This window comes from Salinimicrobium sediminilitoris (genome assembly GCF_020866905.1).
GTDB classification, from domain to species: Bacteria; Bacteroidota; Bacteroidia; order Flavobacteriales; family Flavobacteriaceae; genus Salinimicrobium; species Salinimicrobium sediminilitoris.
In genome coordinates this window covers 700,653-712,507 of the sequence record NZ_JAIVCC010000002.1, presented here as the reverse complement: position 1 = coordinate 712,507, position 11,855 = coordinate 700,653, and the positions used below count along the sequence as shown (strand labels likewise).

The 11,855-nt window shown below is 41.7% G+C and carries 11 protein-coding genes and 1 rRNA gene; 9 read left to right on the top strand and 3 right to left on the bottom strand.

Annotated features, from left to right (window positions below):
• The first annotated feature begins 217 nt into the window (after positions 1 to 217).
• A 5S ribosomal RNA gene (rrf, locus tag LA313_RS05015) occupies positions 218 to 327 on the top strand.
• Positions 328 to 962: 635 nt separating this feature from the next.
• Here the strand turns inward: rrf and LA313_RS05010 are convergent.
• Genes LA313_RS05010 through LA313_RS05000 form a run of 3 tightly spaced genes read right to left on the bottom strand, consistent with a single transcriptional unit; the run spans position 963 to position 4,383 of the window.
• Positions 963 to 1,760: a DUF4249 domain-containing protein gene (locus LA313_RS05010; protein WP_228913571.1), complete on the bottom strand. Its 798-nt coding sequence runs from the start codon at positions 1,758 to 1,760 to the stop codon at positions 963 to 965.
• Between the two features lie 2 nt (positions 1,761 to 1,762).
• On the bottom strand, positions 1,763 to 4,126 hold the full coding sequence (locus tag LA313_RS05005; protein ID WP_228913570.1) for a TonB-dependent receptor: 2,364 nt from the start codon (positions 4,124 to 4,126) through the stop codon (positions 1,763 to 1,765).
• A 35-nt stretch (positions 4,127 to 4,161) separates the two neighbouring features.
• Positions 4,162 to 4,383, bottom strand: a complete 222-nt coding sequence (locus LA313_RS05000; protein WP_228913569.1) for a DUF6095 family protein — start codon at positions 4,381 to 4,383, stop codon at positions 4,162 to 4,164.
• A 193-nt stretch (positions 4,384 to 4,576) separates the two neighbouring features.
• On the opposite strand from LA313_RS05000, the gene LA313_RS04995 reads away from it, so the two are divergent.
• From LA313_RS04995 to LA313_RS04960, 8 genes are read left to right on the top strand one after another with little or no spacing between them, the layout of a single operon-like run.
• Positions 4,577 to 5,473: a MerR family transcriptional regulator gene (locus LA313_RS04995; protein ID WP_228913568.1), complete on the top strand. Its 897-nt coding sequence runs from the start codon at positions 4,577 to 4,579 to the stop codon at positions 5,471 to 5,473.
• On the top strand, positions 5,473 to 6,969 hold the full coding sequence (locus LA313_RS04990) for a phytoene desaturase family protein (RefSeq protein ID WP_228913567.1): 1,497 nt from the start codon (positions 5,473 to 5,475) through the stop codon (positions 6,967 to 6,969). Before LA313_RS04995 ends, LA313_RS04990 begins: the two co-directional genes overlap by 1 nt.
• The gene (locus tag LA313_RS04985; protein WP_228913566.1) at positions 6,953 to 7,789 is read left to right on the top strand and encodes a phytoene/squalene synthase family protein; all 837 of its coding nucleotides are present in this window, start codon (positions 6,953 to 6,955) and stop codon (positions 7,787 to 7,789) included. Before LA313_RS04990 ends, LA313_RS04985 begins: the two co-directional genes overlap by 17 nt.
• The gene (locus LA313_RS04980; protein WP_228913565.1) at positions 7,786 to 8,280 is read left to right on the top strand and encodes a hypothetical protein; all 495 of its coding nucleotides are present in this window, start codon (positions 7,786 to 7,788) and stop codon (positions 8,278 to 8,280) included. The genes LA313_RS04985 and LA313_RS04980 overlap by 4 nt, the downstream gene beginning before the upstream one ends.
• A 45-nt stretch (positions 8,281 to 8,325) precedes the next feature.
• Positions 8,326 to 8,793 (top strand): sterol desaturase family protein, encoded by a 468-nt coding sequence (locus LA313_RS04975; protein ID WP_228913564.1) that lies wholly within the window; start codon positions 8,326 to 8,328, stop codon positions 8,791 to 8,793.
• Entirely contained in the window at positions 8,793 to 9,515 is a 723-nt protein-coding gene (locus LA313_RS04970; protein ID WP_228913563.1) for a lycopene cyclase domain-containing protein, read from the top strand. Before LA313_RS04975 ends, LA313_RS04970 begins: the two co-directional genes overlap by 1 nt.
• Positions 9,512 to 10,279 carry a TspO/MBR family protein gene (locus LA313_RS04965; protein WP_228913562.1) on the top strand — a complete coding sequence of 256 codons (768 nt, stop codon included), beginning with the start codon at positions 9,512 to 9,514 and terminating at the stop codon, positions 10,277 to 10,279. The genes LA313_RS04970 and LA313_RS04965 overlap by 4 nt, the downstream gene beginning before the upstream one ends.
• Entirely contained in the window at positions 10,264 to 11,574 is a 1,311-nt protein-coding gene (locus tag LA313_RS04960; RefSeq protein WP_228913561.1) for a cryptochrome/photolyase family protein, read from the top strand. The genes LA313_RS04965 and LA313_RS04960 overlap by 16 nt, the downstream gene beginning before the upstream one ends.
• Positions 11,575 to 11,855: the final 281 nt, after the last annotated feature.

Below are 11,855 nucleotides of genomic sequence, written 5' to 3'. Positions count from 1 at the left end.
TAATAATCCGTATAGCTTAGTGCACTTCCCCGGTAGCAATACCGGGGAGGAACAACCTAAAGCTTCAAAATGACCTTGCTCAATACATGTTTTCTTATATTTTTACTTTCCAATTATGTCAACTTATTGGCGCCGCTGGCGCAGGTTAGTAGTGAATTGTTATTAGTTACGGGTCTTATCCAATTAACTAATCACGAATCACTAATAACTAAAATCTTAAGGTGGTTATAGCAACGGGGCTCACCTCTTCCCTTTCCGAACAGAGAAGTTAAGCCCGTTAGCGCAGATGGTACTGCTATCTTGTGGGAGAGTATGTCGCCGCCTTTCTTTTAAACCCTTCATCATGAATTTGATGAAGGGTTTTTTTATGGAATAAATTTAAATTAGATACGACTGCCAGCTCCCCCCTCCTTCCAGGGAGGGGAAGGCTCCGCAAAGCAGAGGCGGGGAGGGTCTTACTTCCCCAGAGATTATAACTAACCAAGAACTATTAGGTCCCATGCACCACCCCGGCCTTCGGTCACCCCTCCTCAGAGAGGAGGGGAACACTATAGCGAGAAACTTACTGGTAAATCACTGGTAGCTCTACCTTCCTCCAAAGGAGGAGGATTTCAAAACAAAAGTAAAATCTGGAAACGAATCTCAGCTCCCCTCCCTTCCAGGGAGGGGCAGGCTCCGCAAAGCGGAGACGGGGAGGGTCTAATTCCCCAGAGATTATGAATAACCAAGAACTATTAGGTTCCATGCACCGCCCCGGCGGCCTGCGGTCACCCCTCCTCAGAGAGGAGGGGTGACCTTAATCGAGAAGCTAAATCTGTAAACAAATCTTAGCTCCCCTCCCTTCCAGGGAGGGGAAGTCCGGCATTTGGCCGGACGGGGAGGGTCTTCTTTCCTCAAATTTGAATTCAGGAAACGGACGGATAGGACTTTACTTTTTAAAAGTGTCTAAACATGGAGAAGAATTACTCCACCTCATACGTCAAAACATCAACTTCAGAAAGCCTGAAATAACCAAAGGGAAAATTATCAGGATTCGTTTGGTTCACGATGTTTCCCCGTACAATACTTGGCTGCGTTTGGAAAGGCCCTCCATTGGCGTTGCCCGATTGTGACCTCAGAATGAACATGTATTCATAAAATCCTTTGGAGATGCCCTGGATTTCAAATAAAACCAGATCGCCGGGGGCTGCATCTTCATCGTTGAAAAATGCAAAAGTTTGGTTTCCGTTAGTGAATTCGTCATCATAGATCTGAATATTGAAACGTTCATTAAGGTACCGAAAAAGGTAAAAATTCTCCCTGTCTGCAGGATCCTCATAATAAACTTTAAATTCATATTCGTCACCAGAAAAGCCTCCCAGTTCCTGTTCTACGAATAGTAGGTCTGGCGTAGGGATATATTGTTCTGTTGCTGTGTAGACCTCTTCTCCATAGATCACCTCTAGTTGGTAATTTATATTTTCTTTGGGCACCAGCCGGTCATTTTGATAAATACCGTCTTTAACCTCCTCAAAAAGGTATTCTTCCCCTGTATCTGTCGAGACTTTCACCAAAGCTCCGGTAGCTGGAGGTACCTCCTCGTCAAAATAAGGAGCTGTGAAAGAGAGTTTGATGATTTGAAAGTTGGATTCATTTTCTTCATTCCACACCAATGATGCCTCTATTACTAATCTTGGCTCAGATTCTTCAAGGTCTATATCTACCACCTCTTCACAAGAGGTTATTCCAAGTAGCAGAAGTATAAAAAAGATCTTTTTCATTTTCAAAACTTAAAATTGTAAGTTACAGAAGGTACGATTCCAAACAGTGAAAGCCGTACAGCTTCGTTACGTAAAGTATCATCGTTTTCTCTAAAGCTTATAGAAACCGCATTTTTGCGGGCATAAACATTATAGAGGCCGAAATTCCAGGAGGAACTGTAGCCACTTGTCGATTCTCTTCTAGGAGTATAAGTAGCCGAAAGATCCAGCCTGTGATAATCTGGCAACCTACTGCTATTACGCGGGGCGTAAACCGGAATAGACATATTTTCAAATTTATATTGAGCTGTAGGATAAGTTGTGGGTAAACCGGTCTGATAAATAAAATTGGCATTTAGATCCCATTTCCGACTAAGTTTGTAAGAAGCAGTTAATGAAAGATCATGTGTTTTATCGTAGGCAGTTGCGTACCATTGAGAATTGTTGATTCCCGGTTCTGTTGCAGTTCTTCCGGGGGTACGCTGTTCAGATTTTGAAAGCGTGTAGGCAAACCAGCCGGTAAATCTTCCTTTATTTTTTTTCAGCAATAATTCTGTGCCATATGCACGGGCTTCTCCCGGAAGGATCACCTGTTCAATTGCATCATTGGCAATGAGATTAGCGCCGTCAATATAATCAATGCGGTTTCTGAGGGTTTTATAGTATCCCTCGATCTCCAGGGAATATTCTTCATTTGCAAAATTCCTGTAATAACCTGCTGCTACCTGATCCAGGGACTGCGGCTCAATATACCTGCCGCTTGGCGTCCACACATCCAACGGTGTAGGGGAACTGGTATTGGTAATGAGGTGCAGGTACTGGGTCATGCGGTTATAGCTAAGCTTAATGCTTTGATCCTCGGTAAAAGTGTAAGCCAGGGCAAGACGTGGCTCAAAGTTCCCGAAGGATCGCTCCACCTTGCTTTTATCAAGTTCCCTGATGCCTATGGGATCTGCTTTTTCATAGATCCCGAATCTTTCATTATAAATTACAGGTTCTCCCTGGTACAGGTTTAATTCTTCCTGTCCCATTCTTAAAAAATTGCTGTACCTAATCCCATATTCTGCGGAAAGATTTTTTGAGATCGTATGCTCCAGTGACAAATACAAAGCCGATTCCAAAGCGTATTTTTTAATGAGTTCCCCCGGAATAATACCTGAAGAAGAGGAGCTGGGTTCAATTTCCCCCGGATTAAATTCGTGCCAGGTAGTATGGAAACCATAATCAAGATTCAGGTTCTTGTTGAGATAGTGGTCAAGATCGTATTTGAAATTTAAATTCTTGATCCCGCTGTTCCAGTTAAATCCAACAAAATCCAGGGTGAGTCCATAGTAATAGTCACTGTAGATGAGAGAAAGGTTGCTGAAAATGTTATCCCTTAGAACATGGTTCCAACGTAGATTGAAAACCGAATTTCCATAGATGTTATTAAAGCTTTCGCTAATGTTAAACACATCCCTTCCAAAGTACCCGGAGAATAATATCGTGTTTTTCGGATCAAGTCTAAAAGTCAATTTTGTATTAAGATCGTAGAAATAGGCAGAGTTGTCGTTATCTGTTAATTTCAGAAATAAATGCGCATACGAACTACGTCCCCCTATTAAATAGGAACTTTTCTCCTTCACTATTGGTCCCTGGGCTAAAAGTCGGCTGGAGATAAGGCCTATTCCGCCATTGGCCTCAAAATGACGGCTGTTGCCATCCTTTTGATAAATATCCAGTACAGAAGAGACCCTGCCGCCATAATTCGCAGGAATTCCTCCTTTGTAGAGTTTCAGGTTTTTGATCGCATCGGGATTAAAGACCGAGAATAAACCAAAGAGGTGACTGGCATTATAGATGGTCGCTTCATCAAGAAGGATAAGATTTTGATCGGCAGCACCACCACGAACGTTGAATCCTGAGGAGCCTTCCCCGGCATTTGACACTCCTGTAAGCAGGAGCAATGATTTTACAATGTCCACCTCTCCAAAAACCACCGGTAGCTTTTGGATGGTGGAAATTTCGAGTTTATTGACACTCATTTCCGGTTTACTAATGTTCAGTCGTTCGCTGTCATCAACTATTACAACTTCAGCAAGATCCTGTGCTGCAGTGTTCAGCTCGAAGTTCAGGTTCAGATTCTCCTGGATGTCTACTTTTTCAGAAATGGATTGATATCCAAGATAAGAGATTTCCATCTTATGACTACCCGCCGGAACTTTTAAGGAGTAAAAGCCATATTCATTGGTTACTGTTCCGGTTTGAAGCTCGGGGAAAAGAATATTGACTCCAGAAAGCGTCTCATTATTTTCGGCATCTTTTATCACCCCATTAACGACAAAACTTTCCTGTGCCCAGGCCGAAATAGAGGACAGAAATAAACAGAAGAGAATTATATTTTTCAAAAAAAAAAGATTTTAAAAATTGCCACTTTTGGCACTTAGTCAAACAGAGCTTTCATTATTGTCTGAATTCCTTTGAACATAAGAAAGATCGCTGCGGCCATGGCTGCTAAAGCGAAAATGAGGACCGGAATAAACCATGGATTTTCCTGGTTCTTGAAGGAACTAAAAAGTACCACTGGTCCAACGAATGAGAGAGGTAAGGCGCCGGCGAGGAATTTAAGCCCTTTTAGCAGGAGATCCTTGTTTGTATGTTTCATATAGCCAAAGATAAATATTCCACTCCTAAATTTCTCCTGAACCTCTACATCTTTTAAAATCTTAATATTCAAATATTTAGTACATTAATGAGCTGTTGTAAAAACAGGCACCAACTTTAGGTTTGTAATATTAATTCAGAATTAACATATTTCAAAGGTTTTTATGTTTAATTTTGATTTAAATAATTTAAACATGGATCAATTCTCCATCAGTCAGCTTTCCCAGTTTTCGGGTATTAAACCGCACACCATTCGCATTTGGGAAAAGCGGTACAACGCTCTCAGGCCCCACCGGTCTGAAGGAAATACCCGGTATTATGACGGTGCCCAACTGCGACGCCTCCTCAATATCGTAGGATTGGCAGAGACAGGAGTAAAGATATCAAAGCTGTGCGCCATGAGTGATGAGGAGCTTTTCAAGATGAGAGCGGACTATGAGAGTGAGGCCGGTTTGAAAGAAGATTACCAGTATTTTATCAATCAGCTGGTTGCTGCGGGGATGGGATATGACGAAGCAAATTTTGAGAAAACCTTCTCTCATTGTTTATTGAAGTTTGGTCTGCAAAAAACCTATGTTGAAATTATACTTCCATTGTTAAATAGAATAGGTCTTATGTGGTCTGTAAACAACATACCTCCTTCACAGGAACATTATATTTCCAATCTTTTGAAGCAGAAAATGTTTACAGCCATAGATTCTATGCCACCGGTCAAAAAAGCCGAAGAGAACTGGTTACTCTTTTTGCCCGAAGATGAATTCCATGAGTTGGGACTTTTATTCACAAATTATTTTTTACGAAGCAGGGGCAAAAATGTCATTTATTTAGGCGCTAATGTTCCATTGTCTTCTATTAAGCACACCCTAGAGGGACTTGAAATAGATAATCTAATGCTTTTCCTGGTGCATCATGACCTGCCCGAAAAGATAGACACTTACTTAAAGGAGCTTCGTGATCTGGCAGGACAACGTCAAATCTTTATTGCCGGGGGAGGTGTAGATCCCAAGATTTTAAAGGATAAAAAAGATATAATCCTACTTTCCACTGTTGAAGACCTGGAGCGGGAGGTAAAAGAAATAAAATTAGCCTAATGTCAAAAATTGCAGTAATAGGAGCAGGTTTTTCGGGTTTAAGTGCGGCGGCATACATGGGAGCTGCAGGCCACGAGGTGCATATCTTTGAGAAGAACAGCAGTGCCGGTGGCCGGGCCAGGCAATTCAAAACTTCCAGCGGTTATACTTATGACATGGGGCCAAGTTGGTACTGGATGCCGGGGGTTTTTGAAAAGTTTTTTGGCGATTTTGGACACAAGGTAGAAGATCTTTATCAACTTGACCTGTTGGATCCGTCTTTTGAAGTGGTTTTTCCTCAGAATGAAAAATTAAGTATTCCCGAGAATTATACTAAGCTTCGGGAACTGTTTGAAGAAACTGAAGCCGGGAGTGCCGACAAACTCGATAAATTTATGGAGGAGGCACAATATAAATATGAGCAGGGAATGGAAAGACTGGTTTATATGCCGGGCATTTCCCTTACCGAATTTGTAGACCTGGATCTCATTAAAGGTGCCATGCGCCTGCAGGTGTTCTCTTCTTTCAGCAAACATGTGCGAAAATATTTCAAAGATCCAAAGTTGATCTCCCTTATGGAATTCCCCGTCTTGTTTCTGGGAGCTATGCCGCAAGATACCCCGGCGCTTTATAGTCTTATGAATTACGCCGGACTTAAGCTGGGAACATGGTATCCCCAGGGTGGCTTCGGAAGTGTGATAGATGCAATGGTAAAAGTAGCCCGGGAACAGGGAGTTGAGATCCATTTTGATGCCCCTGTGGAGCAGATCATTTCAGCTGAAAGTAGCGTAAAAGGCCTTAGAGTTCATGGGGAAGAAATAACATTTGATGCAGTCGTAGCAGCGGCCGATTATCAACATGTGGAACAAAAATTGCTTCCGAAGGAGTTTCAGAATTACAGCGAAAAGTACTGGAACAATAAAACTTTTGCTCCATCCTGTCTTATTTACTATCTCGGAATTTCAGAAAGAATTCCGGAGCTGGAGCACCATACCTTATTCTTTGATGAAGATCTTTATGATCATTCCGTCGAAATCTACAAAGATCCAAAATGGCCTGCTAAGCCTTTGTTCTATGTATGTTGTCCTTCAAGAACCGATGATTCGGTAGCGCCCGAAGGTCACGAAAACCTCTTTATGCTTATGCCACTGGCACCGGGATTGAAAGATGAAGAGGCCACCCGGGAAAAATTTTTCCAGATTATGATAAAGCGGCTCGAAAAACAAATAGGCCGCAGCATTTGTGGTAAGATTGATTATAAGAAGAGCTACTGTGTTTCAGATTTTATTACAGATTACAACTCTTATAAAGGCAATGCTTACGGGTTGGCAAATACTCTGCAACAAACAGCCGTGCTAAAACCCAAAATAAAGAACAAAAAGCTTAATAATCTCTTTTACGCGGGGCAGCTTACAGTGCCCGGTCCGGGAGTGCCGCCGTCGCTTATTTCGGGAAATATCGCGGCAGAACAAGTTATAAAAGAATTAAAAAAGAAGAAGTATGAAGTCACTGTTTGATGATCTGTCGGTACAGGTAAGCCGGCTCACTACACGCTCCTATAGTACCAGCTTTTCGCTCGGGATCTATTTCCTACACGACAGGCTGCGTGACCCAATTTACTCAATCTATGGATTTGTAAGGGTTGCCGATGAGATCGTGGACAGTTTTGAAGGTTATGACCAGGAGTACCTGCTAAAGAAATTTAGGGAGGATACCTATGAGGCTTTGGAACAGAAAATTTCTGCCAACCCTATATTGAACTCCTTTCAGGAGGTAGTGCATGAGTTTGACATAGACAGGGAACTCATCGATACCTTTTTGAAGAGTATGGAAATGGATCTTCAAAAAGTGGATTATACAGATGAAAAATACCAACAGTACATCCTGGGTTCTGCCGAGGTAGTTGGACTCATGTGTCTGCACGTCTTCACCGAAGGAGACAAAAAAATGTTTGCAGAGTTAAAACCTTATGCGATGAAGTTGGGGGCAGCTTTTCAGAAAGTAAATTTTCTGAGGGATCTTAAGGATGATTATCATGTGTTGGGAAGAACCTATTTCCCAGGCGTGGATATGGAAAATTTCTCGGCAGAGGCAAAACAGCAAATTGAAGAAGAGATAGAAGAAGACTTCAGGATAGCACTACAAGGGATAAAGATGTTACCGGCTTCTTCAAAGGGAGGGGTCTATCTTGCCTATGTTTATTATCAATCTTTATTTAAAAAGATCAAGAGATTACCTGCAAAAAGAATACTTTCGGGAAGAATAAGGATCAATAATGGCCGTAAAGTTGGCTTAATGATCAACAGTCTTGTAGAATGTAAAATGAGAATTATTTGATGAAGTATTTAATGGTTTTACTTTTTGTGATGACGGGGATGGTGATGCAACAATCTAATATTTCAGAAGCCCGCAAGCTTTATAACAAAGCTGCCGAGAATGAGAAGGCAGCAAGAAGCCTTTTGGAGCTTTCAGAAAATGAAGAGCTTAAAGATCCTGTGGTGCTGGGTTACAAAGGTGCGGGACATATGATGATGGCGAAGCACGTGGGAAATCCATTCAAGAAGATGTCTCACTTTAATAAAGGCAAGGATATTTTTAGCAGTGCGATAGCAGCCGATAAACAAAACCTGGAACTGCGGTTCCTTAGGTTTGCTGTCCAAGCCGAAGCTCCAGCTTTTCTTGGATACCGTGATAATCTTGAAGAGGATAAAGCTTTACTTATTGCAGGTGTAGACACTCTCGAAGATAAGGAACTTCAAAAAATGATCCTTAACTACCTAAAAGCATCCAAAGGCCTTACTGCGGCCGAAAAAGAAAAATTAAAATAAAAAATTGAATTTTAGTATCTTAATACTTGAATTAAAAATAAAAAAATGGAGACGATAGCAATAAATTTTCTAATAGTACTGGCATCTTTTCTTGCCATGGAAGGTGTTGCATGGTTCACCCATAAATATATCATGCATGGGCTGTTGTGGACCTTACATAAAGACCACCACAAGAAGGAATCGAAGGGATTTTTTGAACATAATGATTTCTTCTTTCTCATTTTCGCCATTCCGGGGATCATCTCTCTCTATTTTGGAATGGAGGCAGGCTTCAATTTCCTGTTTTGGATAGGTTTGGGAATTACCCTCTATGGAATGGCATATTTCTTTGTTCATGACATCTTTATACATCAACGATTTAAAGTGCTGCGCAAAGCAGATAATTCTTATTTCAAAGCCATACGTCGTGCTCACAAAATGCATCATAAACATATTGGTAAGGAAGAAGGAGAGTGCTTCGGAATGCTTTGGGTACCAATGAAATATTTTAGGGAACAAAGAAAAACTGCCTAATGCAATACACATATCTGCTGGTCAACTTCTTTACTATCATCATTCCCTTCCTGTTTTCTTTTCATCCCCGGCTGAAATTTCACAAAACCTGGTGTGCATTTTTCCCGGCCGTTTTCCTCACAGGATTAGTTTTCGTGCTTTGGGATATGTTATTCACCAAAATGGGAGTATGGGGGTTTAATGACCGCTATCTCACAGGTATAGAAATAGGCAACCTTCCGCTTGAGGAGGTGCTGTTTTTCTTTTGTATTCCTTATGCCTGTGTCTTCACGTTTCACTGTCTTGATCTTTTCATGAACGAAATAGGGGGATCAAAAATGCAAAAAATCATCACACTTTTTCTGGTGGCTTTTTTATTGATCTTCGGAACGATCCATTTCTCAAAAAGCTATACTGCCACTACTTTCTTCAGTTTTGCCCTTCTGCTTTTATACGCCCAATTTATTCTGAAGATCAACTGGCTCACCCGGTTTTATGTGATCTATGCGGTATTGTTGATTCCCTTCTTTTTCGTGAACGGGATCCTTACCGGAAGCTGGATCGAAGAACAGGTAGTATGGTATAATCCCGAAGAATTTATGAACTTCAGGATAGGGACGATCCCTGTGGAAGATGCGTTTTACGGAGCCGAATTGATCCTCATGAACCTGCTTATCTACAAATATCTTTTAAACAGGAAAAAGGCTGTCGCAGCGGCAAATCTTAAGACTACAGCATTATGAAAAAGATCTTGCAAATCTCCAACATTGTAGCTTTTATTGCAATGGTGACCATTAATTACTTTTCGAACACCGGAGCGATCAATGGTGAGACCATGGCAACGGTTTCTGCGGAATATGAGAATTTGTTTACTCCGGCAGGATATGCGTTTTCCATTTGGGGACTAATCTATCTTTGCCTTGCCGGCTTTGTGACTTTCCAGGCGATAAGTTCCCGCGGGAAGGAGGCAGCTGTAAAAATTGGCTGGTGGTTCGTGATCACCTGTGTCCTTAACATAAGCTGGATCTTTGCCTGGTTAAATCATCTTACCGGCCTTTCAGTAATTTTAATGTCTTTATTGTTATTTTCTCTAATAATGATCATTATCAAAACCAGGATGGAGCTTGATGACGAACCATTAAAAGTAATAGCATTTTTGTGGTGGCCGTTTTCATTTTATTCCGGGTGGATCAGCGTTGCTCTAATTGCAAATACTGCTGCTTTTCTCACTTCTTTGGGATGGGATGGCTTAGGGATTTCTAATGTCACCTGGACCCTTATTATGATCATTGTAGCTGCCTTTATTAACTTACTAATTACCTGGACTCGTAACATGAGAGAATTTGCTCTGGTGGGTGCCTGGGGCCTTGTAGCTGTTGGGGTTGCTAACCAGGGAGAAAATGAAGGGATCTTTTTAACAGCTGTGATCACGGCAGGAATATTAGTGATTAGCAGCGGAATTCATGGTTATAAAAACCGAAAATACTCTCCGTGGAAAAAGCTGTAGACAAGGAAATTGCTGTTTGCTGGCTGCGAAGAGACCTTCGGTTATTTGACAACACAGCCCTTTACCATGCTCTCGACAGTGGACTCCCTGTGCAAGTCATCTTTATCTTTGACCCCGAAATTTTAAACACGTTACCTCATAAAAAGGATCAGCGGGTGGCTTTTATTCATCAGGAGCTGGAGAAGATAAATTTAAAGCTTTTAGAATTTGGCGCATCTCTTCTGGTACTTCATGAGGTGCCAAAAAAGGCATTTGAAAAGCTCATTTTTGACACCCCTGTTCGGGAGGTTTATGCGAATCATGACTATGAACCTTATGCCCGAAAAAGGGATAAAGAGGTAAAAGATCTTCTGAATGAAAATAATGTTGGATTCACCACTTACAAAGATCAGGTGATGTTTGAGAAGGCAGAAGTAATGAAACCCGATGGTACTCCTTACACTGTCTTTACACCATACTCCAAAAAATGGAAGGAAAATCTTTACCGGCAATCTGTTCCGGAATTTCCTTCTGAAACTCTTTTATCTCACCTGCTGAAAAAGGCAAACGGGAGAATACCTTCCCTAAAAGAAATAGGATTTCAAAATGTGGAGCTCCATATTTCTGAAGCAGATCTTTCTGAAGGATTGATAAAAGATTACCATAAAAAACGGGATCTTCCGTTTGTGGAAGGGACCAGCAGGGCAGGTATTCACTTGAGGTTTGGAACTGTGAGCGTGCGACAGCTTGTAAAGCAGGCATTGCAACAAAATGAAACCTGGCTGAATGAACTCATTTGGCGGGAATTTTTTATGATGATCCTGTACCATTTTCCTCATGTAGAGCAGCATAATTTCCGAAGGAAATATGACCGTATTCCCTGGCGTAATAACGAAAGAGAATTTGAATTGTGGTGCAGGGGAGAAACAGGATATCCCATGGTGGATGCCGGGATGCGGCAGCTTAACCAAACCGGCTGGATGCATAATAGAGTAAGGATGGTGGTTGCCGGTTTCCTGTGTAAACATTTATTGATCGATTGGCGCTGGGGGGAAGCTTACTTTGCCGAAAAGCTTCTGGATTATGAACTGGCTTCCAACAATGGAAACTGGCAATGGGCAGCAGGCACGGGTTGTGATTCGGCACCATATTTCAGGATCTTTAATCCTGAATCCCAACTTAAGAAATTCGACCCCGATCTAAAATATGTTAAAACCTGGATTCCCAATTTTAGGGCGGGTTATTTAGAACCTATTGTAGAGCATAAATTTGCGCGGGCAAGAGCATTGGAAGTGTATAAGAAAGCTCTGAATTAAAAGTGAAGCTATCCTTCAGAGGTCAGCTTTTGCGGAGCGAAGAATCTCTCCCGTGCTGAAGATATTCCTCCTACGTCGGAATGACATTTGAGTCGTTTGTCATTCAGAGCGCAGCTTTTGCGGAGCGAAGAATCTCTCGCGTGCTGAAGAGATTCCTCCTTCGTCGGAATGACATTGGAGGAGTTTGTCATTCAGAGCGCAGCTTTTGCGGAGCGAAGAATCTTTCGTGTGCTGAAGAGATTCCTCCTTCGTCGGAATGACATTGGAGGGGTTTGTCGTTC

Bases quoted from the DNA above. Each gene is read 5' to 3' on its own strand.
- LA313_RS05010 (WP_228913571.1), bottom strand. From the start codon at position 1,760: ATGAAAAAGATCTTTTTTATACTTCTGCTACTTGGAATAACCTCTTGT.
- LA313_RS05000 (WP_228913569.1), bottom strand. From the start codon at position 4,383: ATGAAACATACAAACAAGGATCTCCTGCTAAAAGGGCTTAAATTCCTC.
- LA313_RS04995 (WP_228913568.1), top strand. From the start codon at position 4,577: ATGGATCAATTCTCCATCAGTCAGCTTTCCCAGTTTTCGGGTATTAAA.
- LA313_RS04990 (WP_228913567.1), top strand. From the start codon at position 5,473: ATGTCAAAAATTGCAGTAATAGGAGCAGGTTTTTCGGGTTTAAGTGCG.
- LA313_RS04985 (WP_228913566.1), top strand. From the start codon at position 6,953: ATGAAGTCACTGTTTGATGATCTGTCGGTACAGGTAAGCCGGCTCACT.
- LA313_RS04975 (WP_228913564.1), top strand. From the start codon at position 8,326: ATGGAGACGATAGCAATAAATTTTCTAATAGTACTGGCATCTTTTCTT.
- LA313_RS04970 (WP_228913563.1), top strand. From the start codon at position 8,793: ATGCAATACACATATCTGCTGGTCAACTTCTTTACTATCATCATTCCC.
- LA313_RS04965 (WP_228913562.1), top strand. From the start codon at position 9,512: ATGAAAAAGATCTTGCAAATCTCCAACATTGTAGCTTTTATTGCAATG.